This is a genomic window from Nocardioides luteus (assembly GCF_000960475.2).
In the GTDB taxonomy this organism is placed as follows: domain Bacteria; phylum Actinomycetota; class Actinomycetes; order Propionibacteriales; family Nocardioidaceae; genus Nocardioides; species Nocardioides luteus_A.
The window spans coordinates 30,421-53,473 of sequence record NZ_JZDQ02000014.1 but is presented as its reverse complement, the minus strand read 5'-3'; the positions used below and the strand labels follow the sequence as shown (position 1 = coordinate 53,473).

General features: G+C 70.2%; 24 protein-coding genes and 1 other RNA gene. 18 read left to right on the top strand and 7 right to left on the bottom strand.

Going from position 1 to position 23,053, the window contains the following annotated elements:
- Positions 1–17 precede the first annotated feature (17 nt).
- The 4 genes from UG56_RS11600 (at position 18) to ssrA (ending at position 3,640) form a co-directional block, all read left to right on the top strand.
- Positions 18–1,283 carry a M23 family metallopeptidase gene (locus UG56_RS11600; protein ID WP_045548283.1) on the top strand — a complete coding sequence of 422 codons (1,266 nt, stop codon included), beginning with the start codon at positions 18–20 and terminating at the stop codon, positions 1,281–1,283.
- Positions 1,284–1,357: 74 nt separating this feature from the next.
- On the top strand, positions 1,358–2,629 hold the full coding sequence (locus UG56_RS11595; RefSeq protein WP_071327035.1) for a M23 family metallopeptidase: 1,272 nt from the start codon (positions 1,358–1,360) through the stop codon (positions 2,627–2,629).
- 63 nt (positions 2,630–2,692) lie between these two features.
- A complete protein-coding gene (gene smpB, locus UG56_RS11590) occupies positions 2,693–3,172 on the top strand; it encodes an SsrA-binding protein SmpB (protein WP_045549823.1) in 480 nt (159 codons plus the stop codon).
- A gap of 96 nt (positions 3,173–3,268) precedes the next feature.
- Positions 3,269–3,640: a transfer-messenger RNA gene (gene ssrA / locus UG56_RS11585) on the top strand.
- 302 nt (positions 3,641–3,942) lie between these two features.
- Here ssrA and UG56_RS11580 read toward each other — a convergent pair.
- Positions 3,943–4,677 (bottom strand): transglutaminase domain-containing protein, encoded by a 735-nt coding sequence (locus UG56_RS11580; protein WP_045549841.1) that lies wholly within the window; start codon positions 4,675–4,677, stop codon positions 3,943–3,945.
- 249 nt (positions 4,678–4,926) lie between these two features.
- Here UG56_RS11580 and UG56_RS11575 point away from each other — a divergent pair, with 249 nt between their 5' ends.
- From UG56_RS11575 to UG56_RS11545, 7 genes are all read left to right on the top strand, one after another.
- The gene (locus UG56_RS11575; RefSeq protein WP_045549824.1) at positions 4,927–5,808 is read left to right on the top strand and encodes a phenylalanine 4-monooxygenase; all 882 of its coding nucleotides are present in this window, start codon (positions 4,927–4,929) and stop codon (positions 5,806–5,808) included.
- A gap of 36 nt (positions 5,809–5,844) precedes the next feature.
- On the top strand, positions 5,845–6,672 hold the full coding sequence (locus tag UG56_RS11570; RefSeq protein WP_045549825.1) for a hypothetical protein: 828 nt from the start codon (positions 5,845–5,847) through the stop codon (positions 6,670–6,672).
- Positions 6,669–7,076 carry an HIT family protein gene (locus tag UG56_RS11565; protein WP_045549826.1) on the top strand — a complete coding sequence of 136 codons (408 nt, stop codon included), beginning with the start codon at positions 6,669–6,671 and terminating at the stop codon, positions 7,074–7,076. Before UG56_RS11570 ends, UG56_RS11565 begins: the two co-directional genes overlap by 4 nt.
- A 125-nt stretch (positions 7,077–7,201) precedes the next feature.
- The gene (locus UG56_RS11560; RefSeq protein WP_052693776.1) at positions 7,202–8,113 is read left to right on the top strand and encodes a glycerophosphodiester phosphodiesterase; all 912 of its coding nucleotides are present in this window, start codon (positions 7,202–7,204) and stop codon (positions 8,111–8,113) included.
- Between the two features lie 76 nt (positions 8,114–8,189).
- Positions 8,190–9,344, top strand: a complete 1,155-nt coding sequence (locus UG56_RS11555) for a glycerophosphodiester phosphodiesterase (protein WP_045549827.1) — start codon at positions 8,190–8,192, stop codon at positions 9,342–9,344.
- Positions 9,345–9,434: 90 nt separating this feature from the next.
- Positions 9,435–10,202 (top strand): SDR family NAD(P)-dependent oxidoreductase, encoded by a 768-nt coding sequence (locus tag UG56_RS11550; protein WP_045549828.1) that lies wholly within the window; start codon positions 9,435–9,437, stop codon positions 10,200–10,202.
- 93 nt (positions 10,203–10,295) lie between these two features.
- The gene (locus tag UG56_RS11545) at positions 10,296–11,336 is read left to right on the top strand and encodes a DUF3048 domain-containing protein (protein WP_177191462.1); all 1,041 of its coding nucleotides are present in this window, start codon (positions 10,296–10,298) and stop codon (positions 11,334–11,336) included.
- An 18-nt stretch (positions 11,337–11,354) separates the two neighbouring features.
- Here UG56_RS11545 and UG56_RS11540 read toward each other — a convergent pair whose 3' ends face one another.
- On the bottom strand, positions 11,355–12,044 hold the full coding sequence (locus UG56_RS11540) for a TetR/AcrR family transcriptional regulator (RefSeq protein ID WP_256206569.1): 690 nt from the start codon (positions 12,042–12,044) through the stop codon (positions 11,355–11,357).
- 125 nt (positions 12,045–12,169) lie between these two features.
- Here UG56_RS11540 and UG56_RS11535 point away from each other — a divergent pair, with 125 nt between their 5' ends.
- From UG56_RS11535 to UG56_RS11510, 6 genes are all read left to right on the top strand, one after another.
- Entirely contained in the window at positions 12,170–12,700 is a 531-nt protein-coding gene (locus tag UG56_RS11535; RefSeq protein ID WP_045549830.1) for a hypothetical protein, read from the top strand.
- Positions 12,701–12,876: 176 nt separating this feature from the next.
- Positions 12,877–13,443 carry a YqgE/AlgH family protein gene (locus UG56_RS11530; RefSeq protein ID WP_045549831.1) on the top strand — a complete coding sequence of 189 codons (567 nt, stop codon included), beginning with the start codon at positions 12,877–12,879 and terminating at the stop codon, positions 13,441–13,443.
- A gap of 21 nt (positions 13,444–13,464) precedes the next feature.
- Positions 13,465–13,743 carry a DUF3039 domain-containing protein gene (locus UG56_RS11525; protein WP_008358664.1) on the top strand — a complete coding sequence of 93 codons (279 nt, stop codon included), beginning with the start codon at positions 13,465–13,467 and terminating at the stop codon, positions 13,741–13,743.
- Positions 13,740–15,530, top strand: a complete 1,791-nt coding sequence (locus tag UG56_RS11520) for a DEAD/DEAH box helicase (protein WP_045549832.1) — start codon at positions 13,740–13,742, stop codon at positions 15,528–15,530. Before UG56_RS11525 ends, UG56_RS11520 begins: the two co-directional genes overlap by 4 nt.
- 128 nt (positions 15,531–15,658) lie before the next feature.
- Positions 15,659–17,185, top strand: a complete 1,527-nt coding sequence (locus UG56_RS11515) for a M81 family metallopeptidase (RefSeq protein ID WP_218145198.1) — start codon at positions 15,659–15,661, stop codon at positions 17,183–17,185.
- Positions 17,182–17,913 carry a copper homeostasis protein CutC gene (locus UG56_RS11510; RefSeq protein WP_045549834.1) on the top strand — a complete coding sequence of 244 codons (732 nt, stop codon included), beginning with the start codon at positions 17,182–17,184 and terminating at the stop codon, positions 17,911–17,913. The genes UG56_RS11515 and UG56_RS11510 overlap by 4 nt, the downstream gene beginning before the upstream one ends.
- Before the next feature lie 4 nt (positions 17,914–17,917).
- On the opposite strand, the gene UG56_RS11505 is transcribed toward UG56_RS11510, so the two are convergent.
- A complete protein-coding gene (locus tag UG56_RS11505; protein WP_045549835.1) occupies positions 17,918–18,343 on the bottom strand; it encodes a MarR family winged helix-turn-helix transcriptional regulator in 426 nt (141 codons plus the stop codon).
- Between the two features lie 58 nt (positions 18,344–18,401).
- On the opposite strand from UG56_RS11505, the gene UG56_RS11500 reads away from it, so the two are divergent.
- A complete protein-coding gene (locus tag UG56_RS11500) occupies positions 18,402–18,941 on the top strand; it encodes a DUF1697 domain-containing protein (protein WP_045549836.1) in 540 nt (179 codons plus the stop codon).
- A 36-nt stretch (positions 18,942–18,977) separates the two neighbouring features.
- Here UG56_RS11500 and UG56_RS11495 read toward each other — a convergent pair whose 3' ends face one another.
- The 4 genes from UG56_RS11495 to UG56_RS11480 all read right to left on the bottom strand — a co-directional run bounded on the left by UG56_RS11495 (position 18,978) and on the right by UG56_RS11480 (position 23,039).
- On the bottom strand, positions 18,978–19,703 hold the full coding sequence (locus UG56_RS11495) for a response regulator transcription factor (protein ID WP_045549837.1): 726 nt from the start codon (positions 19,701–19,703) through the stop codon (positions 18,978–18,980).
- An 83-nt stretch (positions 19,704–19,786) separates the two neighbouring features.
- On the bottom strand, positions 19,787–20,626 hold the full coding sequence (locus tag UG56_RS11490; RefSeq protein WP_045549838.1) for an SDR family oxidoreductase: 840 nt from the start codon (positions 20,624–20,626) through the stop codon (positions 19,787–19,789).
- Positions 20,623–22,104, bottom strand: a complete 1,482-nt coding sequence (locus UG56_RS11485) for a flavin-containing monooxygenase (RefSeq protein ID WP_045549839.1) — start codon at positions 22,102–22,104, stop codon at positions 20,623–20,625. Before UG56_RS11485 ends, UG56_RS11490 begins: the two co-directional genes overlap by 4 nt.
- A complete protein-coding gene (locus UG56_RS11480) occupies positions 22,101–23,039 on the bottom strand; it encodes a patatin-like phospholipase family protein (protein ID WP_071327034.1) in 939 nt (312 codons plus the stop codon). The genes UG56_RS11485 and UG56_RS11480 overlap by 4 nt, the downstream gene beginning before the upstream one ends.
- Positions 23,040–23,053: the final 14 nt, after the last annotated feature.

Below are 23,053 nucleotides of genomic sequence, written 5' to 3'. Positions count from 1 at the left end.
CCCCTACCGTCTGGGGCGTGCACGTCTTCCCCCGTGCCGGCAGACTCGCCGCTGCGCTCAGCTGCGCCGTGGTGGGTGCCGTGCTGCTCTCGCCCAGTCTTCCGTCCTCCGCCGACGAGAAGGACCGTCTCGAGCAGGAGCAGCGCGAGGTCCAGCAGGAGCAGAAGGCTGCCGCCGAGGACCTCGAGCACTCCAGCGCCGGCCTGCGCAAGGCATCGGCGGCGTACGCCGCGGCGCGGGAGAAGCTCGACCAGGCCCAGACCCGACTCGATGAGCTGAACGCACGGCTCGTGGAGGTGCAGGCGGCCCACGCCAAGCTCGAGGCCGAGCTCGCCGAGCAGAAGCGGCTCCTGGCCGAGGCGAAGCGGGAGCTCGCCGAGGGCAAGGCCGAGGTCAAGGCGCAGCGCGACGAGATGCGCGACGAGATCCTGACCCGGTTCACCGGGGGAGACCCGCGGCTCGCCCAGGCGGCAGCCCTGCTCTCCGGGGGCTCGCTCGAGGACCTGATGCGCCAGCAGACGTACGTCGACGCGGCCGCCGCGGGACAGGACGCCACCCTCCAGCGGATGGAGGCGACCGAGACGATGCTCGTCGTCCGCGAGGGCGAGGTGCAGGAGGCGACCGACGCGATCGCGGCCAAGGAGAAGAAGGCCCGCGAGCTGGTCGCCGAGGTCGACTCGCTCCGCGACCAGGCCGCGGCGGCCCACGCCGAGCTGTCCACCCTGGTCGACAAGGCGGCCATCGCGAAGCGGTCCGCCGAGGCGGCGAAGGCGGCCGACGCCGCCGAGCTGCGCAAGCTCGAGGCCGAGGAGTCGGCGCTGCGGAGCAAGATCCGGTCACTCGCCTCGGCCGGGTCCGGGTCCGACCGCAACGTAGGGTCCGTCGGCGGTCTCTTCGAGATGCCGGTGGCCGACACCTACGTCACCTCGCCCTACGGGATCCGCAAGCACCCGATCTACGGCTACGTCTCGCTGCACAACGGCACCGACTTCCACGCGCCGTGCGGTGTGCCGCTGCGCGCGGCCGACTCCGGGCAGATCATCTCGACGTCCTACTCGAGCGTGTGGGGCAACCGTCTCTACCTGTATCTCGGCAGGGTCAACGGGCACTCCTACACCGCCGTCTACAACCACATCTCGAGCTACGCCAAGCGCTCCGGCACGGTCGGGCGCGGTGAGACGGTCGCCTACGCGGGCACGACGGGCTGGTCCACGGCCTGCCACCTGCACTTCACGATCCTGCGCGACGGGACTCCGGTCGACCCGATGCCGCTGCTGGGCTGACGTCGGGCGGTGGAACCCACGGGGGTATCGTCTCCTGCTCGTCCGGTTCCCCCACCGCCACCGGAGGCAATCCGTTGTACCCCGCGCGACTCGGCGCCACCCGCCGCAGCCGTCCCCTGCTCGCGCTGCTCGTCGGCTGCGTGCTCGCCGGGACGCTGATCACCCCGATCGCCCGAGCGGACGACTCGCTCGAGGACCAGCAGGAGCAGATCGAGAAGGAGAAGGAGGCGGCCGAGGACGCCGTCGAGCACTCCAGCGACGCCCTGCAGCGAGCCACGACCGCCCTCGCCAGGGCCCAGAAGAAGCTGGCCGGTGCCCGGTCGCGGCTGAAGCGGACAGACGTACGCCTGCGCGCGGCCACCCGCGCGCACCGCCGTGCCGAGGCGTCCCTGGAGCGGCAGCGGGCCGTGCTCGCCGCCGCGCGTACGGACCTGCGCACCGCGCGGAAGCGGGCGACCGAGGCGCGGGAGGAGCTGCGCGACACGATCCTCGAGGAGTTCACCACCGCCAGCGACCCGACGCTCCAGGAGTTCTCCGCGCTGCTCGAGGGCGCGACGCTGGAGGAGCTGATGCGGCGGCGCAACTACACCGACGCGGTGACCTCCTCCCAGGCCAGCACGCTGGAGCGGCTGCAGGCCGGCGAACGGCTGGTCGCCCGCCGGGAGCGCGGCCAGCGCCGTGCCACCGCCGCCGTGGCGGCCACCGAGCGGAGCGCCGCCCGGAACGTCGCCGAGATCGAGCGGCTCCGCGTCCGCGCCGCCGAGGCCCGCGACGAGATCGCCGCGCTCGTGACGCGGACCTCCGCGGCGCGGAAGAAGGCGGCCGAGCTGGCCGAGGAGGACCGCAAGGTCCTCGCCGAGCTCGAGAAGCAGGACGCGGCGCTGAAGGAGAAGATCGCCGCGCTCGCCGAGGGCGCGCAGAACCGCACGGTCGACACGCTCGTGGGCATGCTGGCGATGCCGGTCGCCGACTCGTACGTCACCTCGCCCTACGGGATGCGCACCCACCCGACCACGGGGGAATACAAGCTGCACGACGGTGTCGACCTGCACGCCCCCTGCGGCACGCCGCTCCTCGCCGCCGAGTCGGGCACCGTCATCGCGCAGGAGTGGAACGACGCGTACGGAAACCGTCTGCACCTCTTCCTCGGCAACATCAACGGGCACTCCTACACGGCCGTGTACAACCACCTCTCGGCCTACCGCAGCGAGGTCGACGACACCGTCGGTCGTGGTGACGTCATCGGCCTCGCCGGCACGACAGGGTGGTCCACCGGGTGCCATCTGCACTTCATGATCCTGCGGGACGGCGAGATCATCGACCCGATGCCGATGCTCGGTCTGTGACTGCTCGACCAGGACGGCCTAAACGTTTCGCGGTCATGACCGTGCGCCTGAGAGAATGGAGGAATGGCGAAGGAGCAGGGGCGCAAGATGATCGCGCAGAACAAGAAGGCGCGACACGACTACCACATCGAGGACACCTACGAGGCCGGCATGGTCCTGCAGGGCACCGAGGTGAAGTCGCTGCGTGAGGGTCGCGCGTCCCTGGTCGACGGCTTCGTCGACATCGACCGTGGCGAGGCCTGGATCCACGGGATCCACATCCCCGAATACCTCAACGGCACCTGGACCAACCACTCCGCCCGCCGCAAGCGCAAGCTCCTCCTGCACCGTGCCGAGATCGACAAGATCGAGCGCAAGGTCGCCGAGAAGGGCCTCACCGTCGTCCCCCTCGCCCTCTACTTCCTCAACGGCCGCGCCAAGGTCGAGATCGGCGTCGCCAAGGGCAAGAAGTCGTGGGACAAGCGCAACACCATCGCGGAGCGTACGGCCAAGCGGGAGGCCGAGGTCGAGGTCGGGCGCAAGCTCAAGGGGATGAAGGGATAGAGGTTGCCTGCGCTGGGCGATAACCAAGTGGGGAATGCCGGGCGGGGACTGTAGTGTTGTCCTGTTGCCAGCATCGCTGGCATTGAAAACTCAAAAGGGGCTGATCGGTTTCGACTTGGGACGTTGCTCCCAGGGGAAGCGGGTCGAGGAGCCAGCGTCATCTCGTAAACGATCGCTGGAAACCAATAACTGCCAACGCTAAGCGCAGTTCCTTCGCTCTCGCCGCCTGACGCGGTGATCGAAGCGTCTGACCGAGTATCCGTCTCCGGCTCGGATCCAGGCGTCATCTAGGAGACTCCACCTCATGCACATGCCGACGGGGCATGAGGGACATCTAGTCGGCTGAGCCTGTCGGGGACGTGTCTGCGTCGAGCCCCGGGGATGAGAGAACGCCACCCACAGACTGCACCCGGAGAAGACCTGGCACGGCGCTCGAGGACCGGGGTTCGATTCCCCGCAGCTCCACTCGATCGAGGGCGGCGTGTGCTCGCGGAAAGCGCGAGCCACGTCGCTCTCGTCATTTGTCCGCGCTTCGCGCGGAGGCGGGGGCTTCGCACCCGCACCCCCCTTCATGTCGCGCGTTGCTGGTGCGTCGCGGCGGGGCCATCCCCCGCACCCCCTTAGCCCTACGTGGTCGGTGTTGTGGGGCCACGAGGTGTCCTGTGAGGTGCCTCGACACGCCGTGGTTCGGCGTGTCGGGGCACGCTCTGGCGTGTGGTGTGGCCCCAGCGAGACGCTTGACCGGATGCTCGAACTCGTACGCGTATGTCTCAACGTGCGCCGGCCGCGGAGCGACGGCTCATGATTCCATCGGCGATCTTGCGCGGCAGCCACGCCAACGTCTGGCCCTGCGTGCGGAACAGCTCGTCGCGCGAGTCGAAGTAGCCCAGGCAATCGGAGACAACTGCCGAAAGGTCGCACTGGCCGCCCGTTGCCCCGTCCCAGTCGACTGCCGTTCGTCCGATCGCATCGAACAGGGTCTCCCCGCCCTCGTTGGTAAATCCGATCCCGCAGATGGCCATCTCGCCCAGCGAGCCGTAGAGCTCGCTGACGGGCACCCAGGTGCCATCGATCTTGAATTCGGGCCAAGCCAGGATCACATGGTCGGGGACGAGCGTCTTCAGCTTGGGAAACCTTGGATACCAGAACGAGCCGTCCACTGCGATGCCGCGGACGCGGGTGCTGATGCCCTTGCCGCGAGCCGCAGCCTCCAGCACTGCCAGTCGCTGGCTACACGAACCTCGTCCGCGCCGCAGTGTCAGGGAGGCAGGTTGGAGGTCTTCCATCGCGTAGACCGCTCGGACGGTGCTGGCGAGGTCCGTGTGAACTGCTTTGAGGAACTCGCGCTGCGTTGGCGCATCGGAGTGCTTGGCGACGAGCGCCTCGACGGGGCCGCTTGCTGTGTCGAGAATCGTTGTCGCCCGTGTCTCCCCAATCACCTTGTCTGGGCTTCGTCCCAACGCGCCGTGTCGTTGGCAACGAGGAGCCAACAAGGACGAGGTCACGAACCCATTGTCGCCCACGACCTGCTTGATCCAGCGGGGCCGAGTCCGAATACAAACCGTGCACGCAATGATCGGCCCGCAGATTCGCGCCATGGCGGAAAAATCCCGGGCCGAAAGGGATGATGGCCGCGCAGCGGAGCCAGGGATGCGACTGCGGGCGGAAGACTTCCTGTTGTTCACCTCCCTGACAGGAGGCCTTTCCTGGCGTGCGCGATAGGGTTGTGAGGCGTACGTCACATGGAGGTAAGGATGTTCGAGGAAGGACAGCTCTACTCGCCCGTCACCGTGGGCGAGGACGGGCAGGTCGAGGTGCATCTGGGGAACAACCACCCCGGGTTCGCAGACCAGGACTACCGAGCACGACGGAGCGAGATCGCTGCCGCAGCGCTTGGTTGGAAGCCGGGGATGCCTGTTCCCCGGATCGACTACACCGAGACGGAGAACGAGATCTGGCGGACGGTGTGCCGGGAGATCGCGCCGCTGCACGCCAAATATGCCTGCCGCAACTACATCGCGGCCGTCGAGGCCCTCGATCTCCCGCAGGACCGGGTGCCACAGCTCGACGAGGTGAGCGCGGGGCTGAAGCCGCTGACCGGGTTCGAGTACGTCCCGGCCGCGGGGATCGTGCCGCTGGAGGAGTTCTACGGGAGCCTGGCCGACGGCCAGTTCCACTCGACGCAGTACCTGCGTCACCACGCGGTGCCGCTCTACACCCCGGAGCCCGACATCATCCACGAGGTGATCGGCCACGGGAACCTCCTGGCCGACCCGCAGATCGCCGAGGTCAAGCGGCTCGCCGGCGCGGCCGCGCGCCGGGTGCAGACCCGGGAGGCGCTCCAGGTCGTCGCCGATGTCTTCTGGTTCACGATCGAGTTCGGCGTGCTCCACGAGGACGGCGAGCTGAAGGCGTACGGCGCGGGCCTGCTCTCCTCCTACGGAGAGATCGAGGAGTTCCGCGAGGTGGAGGTGCGTCCGATCGACTTCGCCCAGATGGCGACGCTCGCCTACGACATCACCGACTACCAGCCGGTGCTCTTCGCGGCGGAGTCGTTCAGCCACATGGTCGACGTGGTCGGCAACTTCTTCGCGACCTGCGACGACGACACGCCACAGCGTCTCGGCGCCGTCTAGACAGATTCGATCACGTCCGAGGGTTAGCCTCGGACGATGATCGACGGCTACCGCAACCGCGCGCTGGAGGTGGCGCTCGCCGCCGCCGACGCCGACGCGGTCGGTGCCGCGCTACGTACGGGGCAGGTTGTCGTTCCCCAGCTCGACGAGGCCCGGATCAGGGTCTTTCCCGGGGATCGCGGCAACCGGCCACCGTACGAGGCGATGCTCTTCTCCTCCCAGGAGGCGCTGGAGACGTTCCTCGCCGAGGACACCCGCCGGCGCGCGCAGCTGCGCAACGCCGACGGGCTGCGGGAGTTCCTGATGGCCAACATCGAGGAGATCGGGCACGTCACCTTCGACCCGGCCGGGCCGAACCGATTCCGAGCGGGCATCAGGGACGTGCTCAAGGCGCTCGGCCCGAAGCCGCACGTCGACCTGCGGCTGCCGAAGGCCCAGGAGTGGTACGTCGTGGACATGTCCGACGAGGACGTCCGCGACTACCAGCTCGCCGACCTGGCCGACAAGGTCCTCCCGAAGGTGCAGCGGTCCAGGATCGAGCAGCCCGACTGGGCTCGGTGGATGACCGCGGCCAAGGACGCGGCGGCCCAGCAGGGGGCCGCGTTCCTGGCCTACTGGCTGCAGCGGGTCGGGCGGCGCCCCGCCGGGCTGGCGGTCGCGCTGAGCCGGCCGGCTCCGTTCGGCATGGTGCGGCATCCGCTGCAGGCCGAGACCACGACGGTGGGGGAGCGCTGGGTCGCCTCGCCCGACCGGCTCTACGAGTCGCGGCTGATCTACTCCTTCCCGCACCCCGACCTCGCCGACCTGACCCTGCCGACCGTCGACCTGGTGGTTGCGACGCTGTCGTGGGGAGGGGAGTCGTGAGTTGTGTCTTCTGCGACGTCGTCGCGGGGGATCTGTCGGCCGAGGTGGTCTTCGAGGACGACGGCTTCCTGGCCTTCCTCGATCACCGGCCGGTGCAGAAGGGGCACATCCTGATGGTGCCCCGGCAGCACCTCGAGACGCTGCTCGATCTCCCTCCTGACCTGCATGGACGCTTCGTCGCAAACGCTCAGCGCCTGGCTGCCGCGGTCGTCGACGGCCTCGGCGCCCAGGGCAGCTTCGTCGCGGTCAACAACGTGGTCAGCCAGTCGGTGCCCCACCTCCACCTCCACGTCGTCCCGCGCAGCCGCGGCGACGGGCTCAAGGGCTTCTTCTGGCCCCGCCACAAGTACGCCGCCGGCGAGCAGCAGGAGTACGCCGACCGGCTGCGCGCCGTGCTGGGCTGACGGTCTGACGGTCCGGGCTGAGTTCACCGAGGCGTACGGCTTCGGCCATCAATCCGTCGGGGCGTGGTCGGCGGCGACCGATTCACTCGAGATCAGTCGTCATCCACTGATCTCGGGAGTGCGTCATGTCGCTGTCGTCCGTCGCGTCCAAGACCTTCACCTCAGCGCTGGCCGGCGTGGCGCTGGCCGCAGGCACGATGATGGCTCCGGTGGCGGTCAACGCCGTCGAGGCCCACCGGGCCGGCGACATCATCGTGATCGCCCACCGCGGGGCGAGCGCGTACGCCCCGGAGAACACGCTCGCTGCCTTCGCCCTCGGCGTCGAGCAGGGCGCCGACTGGATCGAGTCGGACGTGCAGGCGACGAAGGACGGCGAGCTCGTGCTGATGCACGACACCACCCTGAGCCGCACGACCGACGTCGAGCAGCGCTTCCCCGGCCGCTCGCCGTGGAACGTCAGGGACTTCACGCTCGCCGAGATCAAGACGCTCGACGCCGGCTCCTGGTTCGGTGCGAAGTACGCCGGCGAGCCGGTGCCGACGCTGAAGGAGATGGTCGAGCTCGTGCGGCCGACGCCGTCCGGGATCCTGATGGAGCTCAAGTCGCCCGAGCTCTACCCGGGCATCGAGAAGCAGGTCGCGGCCGAGTTCGATTCGTTCCCCGGCTACGTCCGCTCCGCGGTCGCCGCCGGCCGGCTCGCCGTGCAGAGCTTCGACTTCGACTCGATGAAGAGCTACAAGAGCATCCAGCCCGAGGTGCCGGTCGGCCTGCTCGGCACCCCGGCCTATGCCGACCTGGACGGCTACACCTGGGCGGATCAGATCAATCCTCACCTCGGCTCCTTCGACGCCGGCTACGTCGCCCGGGTGCACGCGCTCGGGATGCACATCCACGCCTGGACGGTCGACGACGCCGAGACCATGAGCGACGTCCTCGACCGCGGCGTCGACGGCATCATCACCAACCATCCCGATGTGCTCCGCGACGTCATCGGCGGGCAGCGTACGGCTTCCCTAGACTTGGGCGATGCGGCCTGAAGCGCTTCGACAGATCGTCACGCCACGTTCACCGCACGCCGATCCCGGAGACTCCCGGGGCCGGTGTGATCGGCGCATGACCACGTTGAACCCCACTCGCATGCGTGCTCTCGCGCTTGCTGCCGCCGCGGCGCTCGCCGCCGGGACCGCCCTGGTCTCGAACTCCGCCTCCGCGGCGGCCACCACCACGACCGCCGTCCAGGCGGTCCAGCACCAGCGCTCCGAGCCGCTCGTCTTCGGCCACCGCGGTGCTTCCGGCTACCGGCCCGAGCACACCCTGGCCTCCTACGAGCTGGCCATCCAGCAGGGCGCCGACTTCGTCGAGCCCGACGTGGTCTCGACCAAGGACGGTGTGCTCGTCGCCCGCCACGAGAACGAGATCTCCGGCACCACCGACGTCGCCGACCACCCCGAGTTCGCGGGCCGGAAGACCACCAAGACCATCGACGGCAAGGCGCTGACGGGCTGGTTCACCGAGGACTTCACCCTCGCCGAGCTGAAGACGCTGCGCGCCAAGGAGCGCATCCCGGGCGACCGTCCGGCCAACACCGCCTACGACGGCCTCTTCGAGGTGCCGACCCTGGAGGAGGTGCTCGACCTGGTCGAGGCCGAGGAGGCCGAGACCGGCCGCACCATCGGCGTCGCCCCGGAGACCAAGCACCCGACGTACTTCGACTCCATCGGGCTCTCCCTGGAAGAGCCCCTCGCGAAGATCCTCAAGCGCCACCGCCTCGGGGGCAAGCACGCCGCGGCGGTGATCCAGTCCTTCGAGGTCAGCAACCTCGAGGACCTCAACCGAATGGTCGACACGCCGCTGGTCCAGCTCATCGACTTCGGCGGTGCGCCCTACGACCAGGTCGTGGCCGGCACCGGCGTGACCAACGACTACCTGGTCACCGACAAGGGCCTGCGGAGCATCAAGAGGTACGCCGACCAGGTGGCGCCCTACAAGTACTACTTCATCCCGCGCGACGCCGACGGCACGCTGGGTCAGCCCACCGACCTCGCCGACCGCGCCGAGCGGGTCGGGCTGCCGACCGTCATCTGGACCATGCGCGCCGAGAACAAGTACCTCCCCACGGAGTGCCGCAAGGGCACCGACCCGATCGCGATCGGTGACCTCGGCTGCGAGGTCGGTCCCTACCTCGCAGCCGGTGTCGACGCGTTCTTCACCGACCAGCCCGACCTGGGCGTGGCGGCACGCGACGCCTGGGTTGCTACCAATCAGTAGACACCTCGCGACATCACGTACGGCCCTCGCTACAGTCGGCGGGGGCCGCACGTGTTGGTGGGGCCGGTCACAACCAAAGGAGCTTGAGTCATGGGTCGTTTCGACGGACGCGTCGCAGTCATCACCGGTGCAGCGCGAGGGATCGGTTTCGGAGTCGCCACGCGCTTCGCCGAGGAGGGCGCCTCGGTCGCGATCATCGACCTCGACGAGGCCGCCGCCGCTGAGGCCGCCGCCAAGCTCCCGCTGGTGGAGGGCGCCAAGTCGGTCGGCATCGGCGCCAACGTCGCCAAGGCCGAGGACGCCGAGGCCGCGATCGCCCGCGTCGTCGAGGAGCTCGGTGGCCTGCACATCCTGATGAACAACGCCGGCATCACCCGCGACAACCTGCTCTTCAAGATGACCGAGGACGACTGGGACCTGGTCATGAACGTCCACCTCAAGGGCCACTTCCTGATGTCGAAGGCGGCGCAGGCGGTCTTCGTGAAGCAGAAGTACGGCAAGATCATCAACGTCTCCTCCACCTCGGCCCTCGGCAACCGCGGCCAGGCCAACTACTCGGCGGCCAAGATGGGCGTGCAGGGCTTCACCCGCACCCTCGCCATCGAGCTGGGCCCCTACGGCGTCAACGTGAACGCGATCGCGCCGGGCTTCATCGCCACCGAGATGACCGACCAGACCGCGGCCCGCCTCGGCCTCGACGTGGACGAGTTCCGCAAGCTCTCGGCCGAGGCCAACCCGGTCAAGCGCGTCGGCGAGCCCGCGGACATCGCCGCGGCCGCTGCCTTCCTGGCCAGCGACGAGGCCTCCTACATCACCGGTCAGACCCTCTACGTCGACGGCGGAGCCACGGTCGCCTGATCCGGGGAACCCCCGGGCGCGGCTTCGTCGGGTGCAACGATTACCGTCTGACACTCGTCTTGGTACCTGAGCCGAAGCAGATGGAGATTGATGATGCGTACGTCCCGCCCGGGGATCCTCCTGCGAGCCGTGGCAACGCTGGCCGCCGCGGGTCTGGTCCTGACCGGCTGTGGTTCCTCCGAGGAGCCCGAGGAGACGAAGCCGTCGCCGTCCGCGCCGGCTGAGCCCGACCACGAGCCGCTGACCGGCGTCGAGCTGCCCGAGGGGCAGACCGCCGCGCGCAAGCACCCGGCCTACATCGTCAAGATCGACAACACCTCGGCCAGCGACCCGCAGTACGGTGTCGCCAAGGCGGACCTGGTCGTCCAGGAGCTCGTCGAGGGCGGCGTGACGCGGTTGGCCGTGGCGTACTACTCCCAGCTTCCGAAGGAGGCCGGGCCGGTCCGCTCGATGCGGGCGACTGACGCCGGGATCGCGGCGCCGATCGGGGCGAAGATCATGACGAGCGGCGCGGCCCCCTACACGTTCGCGCAGCTGAAGAAGCACGACATCTCGTGGATCGACATGTCCACCCCCTACGTCGTACGCGACACCAGCAAGCCCCACGACTTCCTGCACAGCGTGGTCGGCAAGGTGGCCAAGGTCGGCAAGGCCGCGGAGAAGAAGGGCAAGGCCAGGCGTCCCGGCGACTTCATGCCGTGGGGCGACGCCACCACCCAGCTGGCCGGCGGCAAGCCCGCCAAGGCCGTGGACGTGAGGTTCTCCGCAGCGCGCACGGACAACTGGCTCTTCAAGGGTGGCAAGTACCACCTGCAGAACAACTACATGGCCAAGAGCGGCCAGTTCCTCGCTGACACCGTGGTCGTCGCCCAGACCAAGACCACCATCGCCCCCTACAAGGACCCGGGCGGCGCGATCGTGCCGGTCTCCCACTTCACCGGCCGGGGCAAGGCGTGGATCCTGCGCGCCGGCCAGATCGTCGAGGCGACCTGGGTGAAGAAGGGCGAGAAGGGTGCGGTCACCTTCACCGACGCGAAGGGCGCCGCGATCGAGATCCCGCCGGGCAAGGTCTGGCTGGACCTCATCCCGCAGGGCAACGGTCAGGTTGCACCCGGTGGGGTGACCGTCAAGTAGGACGCGGGGACCTGCGCGTCAGCGCATGTCCTCGACCCTGACCCCCTGCTTGGCCAGGGTCTGGACCCCGGTCAGCAGGTAGGTCACGGCCAGCTCGATGCGCTCGGCCGCGTCCTCGGGGTTGCTCGCCTCGGTGACGGACTCCCCGGCGGCCGACATCGCCCCGAAGAAGAGCCGGGCGAAGGTGGCGACCATCTCGTCGTCGACGGTCCGGTCGCCGGCCCGCAGGACGGCGGCGACGATGTCCTCGACGACGGTGAAGGTGGAGCGCTCCTCCTGCTCGCGGTAGCGCTGATAGCCGAGGACGGCCGGCCCCTCCTGCACGACGATGCGGCGGTAGGTGGGCTGCTGGACGGCCTGCAGGAACGTACGCAGTCCTGCGCGGGCCTGCTCCCAGGGATCCTTCGTCTCGCGCATGGCGGCGTCGATGCTCTGCGCGGTCGCGGCCTCGACCTTCTCGAAGACGACCTCGTAGAGCGCCTGCTTGCCGCTGAAGTGGTGGTAGAGCGCGCCCTTGGTGACCTCGGCGCCGGCGACGATGGCGTCCAGCGAGGTGCTGGCGTAGCCGTGCTCGGTGAAGAGTCGCTCGGCGACATCGACCAGGGTCTTCTTCGTCGAGGCGGAGAACTGCTGCCTCCGTGACATCCCCGGCACCGACGGAAGCGGGGGGACCTTGGGGACGAGCTTGCTCACGGACGACTTTGCCACCCATCCACTCTAACGGCCGTGTCGGGAATCACCGTCCGAGGTATTGGCCATACCGACGGTATGTCCAATACTATAGGTACGTACTCACGGTATGTGAGTCACTACCTTCCGCAAGGAGCCGACACATGAGCTGGACCAGCCATCACAGGCGCGGGGAGATCCTCCGCGGCGTGGTCGCCGCCATCGACGAGCGTCGAGACGGCCTGCTGCCCATGGATCTTCCCGGCGTCACCGAAACCTTCACCGACGAGCTCGACCTGCTCGCCGCCCTGCAGCTGCGCTGGCACACCCGCCTGTCCGGCCGCATCGAGAGCGAGCTCGCCAACCAGCCGATGGACCTGGAGGACGCCGTCGTCCGGGCCTGGCACGGCGCTGCCGATGACCTGCCCGGCGTCCGCGAGGTCCTCGACCGCTACCACGCCCTTCCGGTCGACGACGCGATGGCCACCGCGCTGGCCAAGTCGCAGGCCAAGGAGCACCTGACCCTCGCGGTCATGGCCGGTCGCGGCGCGTACGCCGACGCCGAGTGCGTCCGCCTCGGCTCGATGATCGAGGCGCGCGCCCGGGCCGAGTACGAGCCGGCCGTCGAGATCGTCGAGCGCGGGCCCTTCGCCGGCCTCGTCGACATGTTCCGGGCGGTGCGCTCAGCGGCCTGACGCTGCGTACTGCCCTCTGACCAAGGCCCCGGGCGCCGGCGCGCTCCCTCCCGCGGATCTCCCTCCGCAACTCCCTGAGTGCCGGCCCCGGGGTCTTTCCTGTCTCGTTCCGATCGGCGTGCTTTGTTGGTTTCTTGTTGCGGCTGACGTGACCCAGGTGGTGCGATCATGGCGTCATGACGGAGCAGAAGGACGTACGCGCCGGGCGGCTGCTGGTAGCCACCCCGGAGCTTCGCGACCCCAACTTCGTGGACACCGTCGTGCTGCTGATCGAGGTCAACGACGACGGTGCGCTCGGCGTGGTGCTGAACCGGCCCTCGCCGGTTCCTGTCGCCGAGGTGCTCCATCCGTGGGCGACTTCGGTCGCCGTTCCCGACGTCCTCTTCCAGGGCGGCCCGGTGAGCAAGGACGCCGCGATCGCGGTCGCGCTCCTGGTCGACTCCGACGACCCGCCCCTGGGCTTCCGGCCGGTGGTCGGGCGCCTCGGGCTGCTCGACCTCGACACTCCCGTCGAGCTGGTCGACGGCACGCTGTCGCGGCTGCGCATCTTCGCCGGATACGCCGGCTGGGGCGCCGCTCAGCTCCAGGGCGAGGTGGACGAGGGGTCCTGGTACGTCGTCGACAGCGAGCCCTACGACTCCTTCCTGGACGACGTGAGCTCGATGTGGTCCGCGGTGCTGCGACGCCAGCCCGGTGAGCTGGCGTTCCACGCCACGCGCCCGCCCGATCCCGAGCTCAACTAGAAGACCAGTAGACTGGGGGACATGGGCATCCTGGGATTCGGCACGAAAGAAGCCGTCAAGGAACGGGAGGACGTTCGTCATCAAGACGTCCCCACCGAGGAGGGTGACCACGACCGCTACTCCCACTACGTGGAGAAGGACAAGCTGACCGAGGCGATGGTCATGGGCACTCCCGTGGTCGCGCTGTGCGGCAAGGTGTGGGTGCCGAGCCGTGACGGGTCCAAGTTCCCGGTCTGCCCCGACTGCAAGGAGATCTTCGAGGGGATGCCGCCAGGCGGTGGCGAGGGCGACGACGAGTGAGTGGTGCCGATCTGCCCGGCGCTCTCACACCTGCGTGGCCCAACAAGGCCGCCTGGGGCACTGCGCCCAAGCTCCGTGCTTGGCAGCAGGAGGCGCTCAACGCCTACCTCACCGACCATCCTCGTGACTTCCTCGCCGTGGCGACGCCCGGCGCCGGGAAGACGACCTTCGCGCTGACCGTCGCCGCCGAGCTCCTCGGCCGTCGTTTGGTCGACCGGGTCACCATCGTGGCGCCCACCGAGCACCTCAAGGTCCAGTGGGCCGAGGCGGCCGCACGGGCGGGGATCCCGATCGACCCCACCTACTCCGCCGGGCAGGGCAAGACGTCGGCCGACTACGTCGGGATCGCGGTGACGTACGCGGGTGTCGCGGTCAACCCGCTCGCGATGCGGATCCGCACCGAGCGCTTCAAGACGCTGGTGATCCTCGACGAGGTCCACCACGCCGGCGACGCGCTGTCGTGGGGCGACGGGGTCCGGGAGGCCTTCGAGCCGGCCGCTCGCCGGCTGGCGCTGACCGGTACGCCGTTCCGCTCCGACACCAACCCGATCCCGTTCGTCACCTACGCCCCCGGCGAGGACGGCATCCCGCGCTCGGCCGCCGACTACACCTACGGCTACGCCGAGGCGCTGCGCGACCACGTCGTCCGGCCGGTGCTGTTCATGGCCTACTCGGGACAGATGCAGTGGCGCACCCGGGCCGGCGACGAGATCGCCGCCCACCTCGGCGAGCCGCTGACCAAGGACCTGACCTCCCAGGCGCTGCGGACCGCGCTCGACCCGGCCGGATCCTGGATCCCGTCGGTGCTCGCGGCCGCCGACAAGCGGCTGACCGAGGTGCGCCGCCATGTGCCGGACGCGGGCGGGCTGGTCATCGCGACCGACCAAGACTCGGCGCGCTCCTACGCCAAGACGATCAAGTCGATCACGGGGGAGTCGGCCACCGTCGTCCTCTCCGACGAGAAGGCCGGATCGAAGAAGATCGCCAAGTTCGCCGAGTCCGACGATCGTTGGATGGTCGCGGTCCGGATGGTCTCCGAGGGCGTCGACGTGCCTCGGCTCGCGGTCGGGGTCTACGCGACCACCACCTCGACGCCGCTCTTCTTCGCCCAGGCGGTGGGCCGCTTCGTCCGCGCTCGTACGCGGGGCGAGACCGCCTCCGTCTTCCTGCCGTCGGTGCCCAACCTGCTCGGCTTCGCCTCCGAGCTGGAGCTGCAGCGCGACCACGTGCTCGGCAAGAAGATCACCAGCGAGGACGACATCTTCGCGGCCGAGGACCAGCTGCTGGCCGAGGCGAACGCGTCCGAGGGCGCCTCCGACGAGGAGGCGCTGGGCCCATGGGAGGCGCTCGGCTCCGAGGCACGCTTCGACCGGGTGCTCTTCGACGGCGGCGAGTTCGGCCACTCCGGGGAGGTGCACGTCGGCTCGGAGGAGGAGATGGACTTCCTCGGCATCCCCGGGCTGCTCGACGCCGACCAGATGAAGACCCTGCTCCAGCAGCGGCAGAGCGAACGGGCCCGCAAGCAGAAGTCCGCCTCCGCCGCAGGGCCGGTCGCGGCCGACGAGCCGGTCGCCGCGGTCGCGGCCCACGAGCACCTCGCCGTGCTCCGGCGCGAGCTCAACGGCCTGGTCGCCGCCTGGCACCACCGCACCAAGACGCCCCACGGCGTGACCCACAACCGGCTCCGCAAGGAGTGTGGTGGTCCGCCCGCCGCCGTCGCCAACGCCGACCAGCTCAAGGCGCGCATCGACACCCTGCGCGAGTGGGCGGCTCGGGGATCTGCCTAGCCCCTGCCGAGTCGGCTCGTCCTGACGAGCCGACTCGGCAGAGACTTCGGTCACGATGAGCCGACTCGGCGAGTGATCTGGTCAGAACGAGCCGACTCGCCGGGGTGGGGTGCGGCACACTGTCCGGCGTGAGCACTGGAGCACGCCGGCCACGGGTCGGCATCGCGGGGATCAGCCTGGAGGCGTCGACGTTCTCGCCGGCGCTGACCACGACCGGGATGCTGGCGCCCAAGCGCGGCCAGGAGATCCTGGACGCGCGGCCGTTCTGGGCCACGGGCGGCTCCCTGGCCGAGGCTGCCGACTGGGTGCCGGTGATGCAGGCGCGCGGGATACCCGGTGGAGCGATCCCGCTCGACGACTACCTGTCGATGAAAGCCGAGATCGTCTCCGGTCTGGCCGCCGCGCACGCCGAGCGGCCGCTCGACGGGATCGTGCTCGACCTGCACGGCGCCGCCTCCGCGGTGGGTCTCGACGATCTCGAGGGCGATCTCGCGGTCGCGGTGCGGGAGGCGGTCGGGGGTGACGTACTGATCTCGACGGGGATGGACCTGCACGGCAACGTCTCGCCGCGTCTCGCCGAGGCGCTCGACCTGCTGACCTGCTACCGGATGGCGCCGCACGAGGACTGGCTGGAGACCAAGGAACGGGCCGTACGCCACCTGCTGGACAGGCTCGCGCTGCCGGCCGAGGCGCGCAAGCCGGCCAAGGCGTGGGCGATGGTGCCGGTGCTGCTGCCGGGGGAGAAGACCTCGACGCGGCTGGAGCCGGCCGCCACGCTCTACCGGCGGGTGGCGGAGGTCGCCGAGCTCGACGGTGTGGTCGACGCCGCCTACTGGGTCGGGTATCCCTGGGCCGACGAGCCGCGCAACCATGCCGTCGTGATGGTGACCGGCGACTCCGCCGAGATCTGCCTGCGTGAGTGCACGGCGCTCGCCGAGGAGATCTGGAAGCGCCACGAGGAGTTCGAGTTCGTCGCACCCACCGCCTCGCTCGAGGAGGCGATCGGGCTCGCGGTCGCCAGCCCCCTGACGCCGTACGTCATCTCCGACTCCGGCGACAACCCGACCGCCGGCGGGGCCGGTGACGTCACCTGGTCCCTGGCCCGCCTGCTCGAGGACGAGCGGCTGAGGCGGAGCGGGAAGCGGCTCGTCTACGCCTCGATCCCGGACGCCGGTGCCGCCGAAGCGATCGCGCGGGCCGGGGTCGGCGCGCACGTCGACGTCGAGGTCGGCGCCCGGGTCGACTCCCGGCTGGAGGCTCCGGTGCGGCTGGTGGGGGAGGTGCTCGCGGTCGTCGAGACCACCGAGGGCTACGCCGACACCGCGCCGGGCAACCTGGAGACGGTCGTGCGGGTCGGCTGCGTCGACGTGATCGTCACCCGGGCGCGGCGGCCCTACCACCTGGAGTCCGACTTCACCACGCTCGGGATCTCGCCCCGCGAGGTGGATGTGCTGGTGGTGAAGATCGGCTACCTCGAGCCCGAGCTCTTCGAGATCGCGGCCGACTGGGTGCTCGCGTTGACGCGGGGCGGGGTCGACCAGGACCTGCTCCGCCTCGGTCACCGGCGGATCCAGAGACCGATGTACCCGTTCGACACCGGCTTCACCTTCACTCCGTCGGCCGTGCTGGTCCCGACCTCGGGGACGGCGCGATGACCGCGCTCGAGATCGCGGTGACCTCGGTGGACGGAGCGCTCGCCGCGCGCTCGGCCGGGGCGACCCGCGTCGAGCTCTGCTCGGCCCTCGAGGTCGGCGGCGTCACCCCCTCGCACGGGCTCGTCGAGGCCGTCCTCGACGAGGTCGGCGGCACCGATGCCGATCACGGCTGGCAGGGCGTCCACGTGCTCGTCCGGCCGCGGCCCGGCGGGTTCACCTACTCCGCACAGGAGCGCCACCTGCTGGAGCGCGAGGCCGAGACGATCCTCGCGGCCGGGGCCGACGGGATCGTGATCGGGGCGCTCACCCCGCACGGGGAGCCCGACGTGGAGCTGGTCGGGGCGCTGGCGGATGCTGCGGCTGCGTACGAGGCGACGGTGACGTTCCACCGGGCCATCGACCTCAGCCCCGACCCGGTCTCGGCGATCCGCTCGTTGGACGGTGTGGTCGACCGGGTGCTCACCTCGGGAGGCGCTCCGGCCGCGGCTGCGGGGGCCGCGACGATCGCGGAGATGGTCGCGGTCGGCGGGCCGGACGTGCTGGCCGGGGGAGGAGTGACGGTCGACGCGATCGGTCCGCTCGCGGCGCTCGGCGTCGAGGGCGTACATCTCTCCGCGAAGCGACGGGTCGTCGCCACCGGCCGGGTGGCGCTGGGCGTCGCCGACGACGGCGGTCACTGGGTGACCGACCCGGCGGTGGTCGCGGCTGCGGTCGCGGCCCTGGCCTAGAAGCCTAGAAGGTCGAGGAGTCGCCCTCGACCAGGTCGCGCAGCACGGCGACGGCGGCCTCGAGGTCGGCCTCGGTGCGGTTGCACGACTCCAGCCGCTCCGCGATGAGGTGGGAGATGCGCTCACGCACCTCGGCCAGGTCGGCGCGACCGGCGTCGGTCAGCGTCACCAGGCTCGCCCGCGCATCGGCGGGGTTGGGCTCCTTGCTGACCAGACCGGTCTCCACCAGCTGGGCGATCTGGGCCGACATGGTCGGCTGCGAGCAGCCGTCGGCACGGGCCAGGTCGGTGATCCCGAGCGGCCCGATGGCGTCCAGGATCGTGAGCACCCGGACACTCGCCGGAAGGTCGAGGGCGCGGCGGACGAGGCGCATGAGACGCGCCGCGTTGACGACCAGGTCGCTGGAGAGGTCCAGGGTCTTCGAAGGCATCGATCGGAATCCAGTGTTGGGGGTTGCGGCGCGGTGAACGGGTGGAGACTATCTGAGAATGACTACGGAACGGCACACCTGGATCGCGTTCCTGCGCGCCATCAACCTCGGCGCGACCCGGAAGTTCCCGAAGCAGGCCATCGCCGCCGCTGTGGTGAGGGCCGGCGGAACGAACGTCGAGACCTACATCAACACCGGCAACGTACGCTTCGACCACCCGGTCGGCGACCGGGCCGAGATGGAGTCGATCCTGGAGGAGGCCTTCGCGGCCGACCGCTTCTTCGAGGTGCCGACGATCTGCGTCACGCCTGCCGAGCTCAAGGTGATCGCCAACGACGCCGCGGCGGTCGGCGCGGGCCACGAGGGCAGGCAGTTCGTGTTCCTGTGCAAGGACCACAGCGACCCCAGCTCCCGGGAGGCCCTGGTCGCCCGGGCCGGCGAGGGCGAGCGGGTCTACGTCATCGGCCGTGCGGTGCACCTGCTCACCGAGAACTTCCAGCAGACGAAGATCACCAACGCCGTCGTCGAGCGTCACATCGCGACGAGCACCAACCGCAACCTCAACGTGATCCGCACCCTCGCCGACAAGTGGGCGTGAGCCCGCGCCGCCGCTCGTCGTGCACGGGACGACTCGTCATCCGGCTGCCGGCAGCCGATGATCCTGATGGTCGGGAGTCCTCGGTGGGCGCCAGCCCAGGCGGTGGGCGGCGCCCACCGCGGCGATCTGCGAGGTGACCTCGAGCTTGGTCAGGATGGCCTTGACCTGGGTGCGGACCGTGGCGGGCGAGACGAAGTCGAGGGCGGCGATCTGCGACACGCTGAGCCCGTTCCTGATGTGCTCCAGGACCTCCGACTCCCGGGCGGAGAGACGCTCGAAGCGCTCGCGGAGCCCGGCGAGCGCGGCATCGCGACGCACGGCCTGCGCGATGAGCTCTTCGCGTTCGTGCACGTCGAGCACGCGCAGTCCCTCCGCGAGGCGCCGCACGATGGAGATGAGATCGTTGAGCGGCCGCGACTTCGGCAGCACCACCCGGGCACCCCGGCGCAACGCCTGGCCCCAACGGGCCGGGTCGGTCGTCGACGTCAGGATGACGACGTCGATGCCCGCGCGCGTCAGCGGTGCGATCGTCGCCAGCCATGGGTCACCTGCGTCCAGGGTCGTGCCGAGGATCACGATGCTCGCCCGGGTGCGCACGATCGGTGCGGTGAGTGCCGCCGCGCTCGCGTGATCGGATCCTGCGGGCAGGAGGCGAGCGTCGAAGCGATACCGGGACAGTGCCAGCTCGAGTGATTCGCCGAGCACCGGGTGGGGTTCCACGATGGCCACCCGGTTGCTGACGGTCGTGGGGGTGGTTGTCATGGACACAAGCCTGGTGTGGTCGAGCGCCTGCGTGACGGTACGCAAGGCCCGACTTTCGGGACCAAAGGCCCGGCATGGTCTCCCTACTGCGCCTCGATGCGGTCGAGATAGGCGCGGCGTACGTCGCCGTCGACCCGGGTGATCGCGGCGTCGTCGTGCACGGCGCGGCGGATCAGGCGCATCACCCGCTCGGGAACGAGCGGAGCGCCGGCGGCGGCGAGACCGACGTAGGAGGGGACCGCGATCTCGGCCGCGCGGGTCCGGACCGACCTCACCACGGCGGCCGCGACGTCCTCGGGATCGACCGCCGGGAGCACGCCGAGGTCGATGCCGGAGGAGAGCTCGGTGCGTACGGCGCTCGGCAGCACGGTGGTGAGCGAGACCCCGGTGCCGTCGAGCTCGAGCCGGGTGGCGGCGCTGAGGCCGACGACGGCGTACTTGCTGGCGTTGTAGACCGCCAGGCCCTTGAGCGGGAACTTGCCGGCCAGGGAGGCGACGTTGACGACGTGGCCGTGACCGCGCGCGATCATCCCGGGCAGCACCAGCCGCATGCCGTGGATGACGCCGTGGACGTTGACGTCCATGGTGAGGCGGTCGATCCGGTCCTCCTGCTCGAGGAAGGAGCCGTTGGGCATGACGCCGGCGTTGTTGACCAGGACGTCGACCGGCCTGCCGTGGGCCTGTTCCGCGGCGGCGAGGAAGTCCGCGACGGACTGCTTGTCGGTGACGTCGAGCCGGTGGCCGCTGGCCCGCGCCCCGAGCCCTGTCGCCGCCTCCTGGGCCAGCGCGTCGTCGAGGTCGCCGAGGGCGACCCGCGAGCCGGCTGCGACGAACTCCTTCGCGGTGGCCAGGCCGATGCCGCGGGCGGCGCCGGTGACGACGACGAGCGCGCCGTCGAGGTCGATGTCGGGGTAGCGCGTCATGCGGAGACCTCCACGGTCTCGTCTGCGGTGATCTCGAAGTCGGTGGGTTGGAAGCGGCTGATCCGGCGGACCAGCTCGCCGGTGGACCACGGCCAGGAGAAGCTGTTGCGGCCGTTGGCGTCGATGAAGTAGCTGTGGCAGGACGCGCCGCTGTAGGCGGTGCCGGTGAGCGCGGCCTGCACCTCCTCGACGTACGCCGCCTGGGCTCGTGCGCTCACGTCGAGCCGGGTCCAGCCCTGGGAGCGGGCGGTCGTGATGGCGTCGGTGATCATCGCGACCTGCGACTCGGCGACGGCGAAGGCCGAGCCGTGGCCGGTGCCGAGGCTCGGGCCGAGCACCACGAACGCGTTCGGGAAGCCGGCGACCGAGGTGCCCTGGTACGCCTCGGGGGAGCCCGCCCAGTGCTCGGCGAGCGTCCGGCCGTCGTCTCCGCGGATCAGGTCGGCGACGGGCATGTCGAGGATGTGGAAGCCGGTGCCGAGGATGATCGCGTCGACCTCCGCCGTGCTGCCGTCGGAGCCGACCACGCTCGTGCCCTCGACCCGCTCGACGCCGGTCGCGTGCACCTCGACGTTCGGCTTCGTCAGCGACTGGAGGTAGTTGTTGGAGAAGAGGATCCGCTTGCAGCCGAGCAGGTAGTCGGGCGTCAGCTTGGCCCGCAGCTCGCGGTCCCGGACGGCGGCGCGCAGATAGGCCTCACCGATCTTCTGCAGCCCGTGCATCAGCGGCTTGGGACGGTGGAAGGCGAGGCCGACGGTCTCCATCGCGGCGTACTCGATCGCGCCGAGCGCCTTCTCGAAGAAGGGCACGTGGCGCTTGACCCACTTCTCCGCGTCGGGCACGGGGTGGTCGACCTTGGGAAGCACCCAGTGGGCGGTGCGCTGGAAGAGGTGCAGCGCGTCCACCTGCTTCTGGATCTGGGGCACGAACTGGACGGCCGACGCGCCGGTGCCGATCACGGCGACCCGCTTGCCGTCGAGATCGACGTCGTGGTTCCACCGGGCCGAGTGCCAGACCTCGCCGGGGAAGTCGGCCAGACCGGGCAGGTCCGGGATATTCGGCTCGTTCCACGGGCCCGCGGCGGCGATCAGGAAGCGCGCGGTGATCTCGCCGTCGCTGGTGTCCAGGTGCCACCCCGAGACCTCTGCGTCCCAGGAGGCTCCGAGGACCTCGACACCGAACCGGGTGATCTCCTCGAGGCCACGGTCGCGGGCGACGCCGTCGATGTAGGCGAGGATCTCCGGCTGGTTGCCGTAGACCCGTGACCAGTCGCTGTTGGGGGCGAAGGAGAACGAGTAGAGGTTCGACGGTACGTCGCAGGCGCATCCCGGATAGGTGTTGGCCCGCCAGGTGCCACCGTAGGTGTCGGCCTTCTCCAGGATGACGACGTCCTCGACACCCGCCTCGCGCAGCTTGATTGCGGCGGCGATGCCGGAGATGCCGGCGCCGATGACGACGACCTCGTGGTGCGTGCTCATGCGGTTGCTCCTTCGAGTGCGGCCGCGACGCGGCCGGGAACGTGTCGGCGGGCCGCGGCGAGGGTGGCCTCGCGTCGGCCGAGATCCATGAAGTTGGGGCCCATGGCGGCGAGCTCCGCAGGCCCGGGCTCGACCCGGATCACCCGCACCCCGGCCTCCCGGAGCCGCGCGATCTCACGGTCGAGCACGGCGGTCATCTGGGAGCGGAGCAGGCGCTCGACCCCGTCGACTCCACGGGCCGGGGCGCCGCCCTCGGTGGTCATCGGCGCGACCACGACGACCTCGTCGACCGCCTGGCCGAGGAGGAGGTCGGCGGAGACGGAGGAGACCGCGCCGCCGTCGACGTAGCGACGGCCGGCGATCTCGACCGGCGGGAACCAGCCGGGGATCGCCCAGGAGGCGGCGACCGCCGCTCCCAGGGTGGCCGCGGGGGCGCCTGCGGAGCCGAACGCCACCCGCTCGCCGGTGGCCGCGTCCGCCGCGACCAGCCAGGTCGCGGGGTGGCCGACCCAGCCGCCGGGACCGGCCAGCGCGTCGCCGTACGTCCGCAGCCAGCCGGCGTCGCCGCGACCGCGGGGGAGCAGCCCGGCCAGCGCGCTGTAGGGCGAGCGGCCGGAGACACCCGCACGGACCAGGCCGAGCGCGGGCAGGGCAGGGGCCGGCAGCGGTGGCACCTTGCCGGGGTGGGTGGCGACGTGGGACGCGAGCACGGGGTCGGCACCCGGCGTCCCGTCGAGGGCGTCGAGCAGGTCCTGCGGCGTACGGCCGGAGCCGAGGGCCGCGACGAGCTCCGAGCCCGCGGAGGTTCCGACGAGGACGTCGGCGGTGCGGGCGTCCCAGCCGAGAGCCTTCTCCAGGGCGCGGAGGGCGACGGCCGTCCAGGCGAAACCGAGGGTGCCGCCGCAGCCGATGGCGAGTGCGCGTCGATGGGTCATGCTTCGAATACTAA

Excerpts from the sequence above, each read along its gene's own strand:
- smpB (WP_045549823.1), top strand. The coding sequence starts at position 2,693 with ATGGCGAAGGAGCAGGGGCGCAAGATGATCGCGCAGAACAAGAAGGCG.
- UG56_RS11575 (WP_045549824.1), top strand. The coding sequence starts at position 4,927 with ATGTTCGAGGAAGGACAGCTCTACTCGCCCGTCACCGTGGGCGAGGAC.
- UG56_RS11570 (WP_045549825.1), top strand. The coding sequence starts at position 5,845 with ATGATCGACGGCTACCGCAACCGCGCGCTGGAGGTGGCGCTCGCCGCC.
- UG56_RS11560 (WP_052693776.1), top strand. The coding sequence starts at position 7,202 with ATGTCGCTGTCGTCCGTCGCGTCCAAGACCTTCACCTCAGCGCTGGCC.
- UG56_RS11555 (WP_045549827.1), top strand. The coding sequence starts at position 8,190 with ATGACCACGTTGAACCCCACTCGCATGCGTGCTCTCGCGCTTGCTGCC.
- UG56_RS11550 (WP_045549828.1), top strand. The coding sequence starts at position 9,435 with ATGGGTCGTTTCGACGGACGCGTCGCAGTCATCACCGGTGCAGCGCGA.
- UG56_RS11545 (WP_177191462.1), top strand. The coding sequence starts at position 10,296 with ATGCGTACGTCCCGCCCGGGGATCCTCCTGCGAGCCGTGGCAACGCTG.
- UG56_RS11535 (WP_045549830.1), top strand. The coding sequence starts at position 12,170 with ATGAGCTGGACCAGCCATCACAGGCGCGGGGAGATCCTCCGCGGCGTG.
- UG56_RS11530 (WP_045549831.1), top strand. The coding sequence starts at position 12,877 with ATGACGGAGCAGAAGGACGTACGCGCCGGGCGGCTGCTGGTAGCCACC.
- UG56_RS11525 (WP_008358664.1), top strand. The coding sequence starts at position 13,465 with ATGGGCATCCTGGGATTCGGCACGAAAGAAGCCGTCAAGGAACGGGAG.
- UG56_RS11510 (WP_045549834.1), top strand. The coding sequence starts at position 17,182 with ATGACCGCGCTCGAGATCGCGGTGACCTCGGTGGACGGAGCGCTCGCC.
- UG56_RS11505 (WP_045549835.1), bottom strand. The coding sequence starts at position 18,343 with ATGCCTTCGAAGACCCTGGACCTCTCCAGCGACCTGGTCGTCAACGCG.
- UG56_RS11500 (WP_045549836.1), top strand. The coding sequence starts at position 18,402 with ATGACTACGGAACGGCACACCTGGATCGCGTTCCTGCGCGCCATCAAC.
- UG56_RS11495 (WP_045549837.1), bottom strand. The coding sequence starts at position 19,703 with ATGACAACCACCCCCACGACCGTCAGCAACCGGGTGGCCATCGTGGAA.
- UG56_RS11490 (WP_045549838.1), bottom strand. The coding sequence starts at position 20,626 with ATGACGCGCTACCCCGACATCGACCTCGACGGCGCGCTCGTCGTCGTC.
- UG56_RS11485 (WP_045549839.1), bottom strand. The coding sequence starts at position 22,104 with ATGAGCACGCACCACGAGGTCGTCGTCATCGGCGCCGGCATCTCCGGC.
- UG56_RS11480 (WP_071327034.1), bottom strand. The coding sequence starts at position 23,039 with ATGACCCATCGACGCGCACTCGCCATCGGCTGCGGCGGCACCCTCGGT.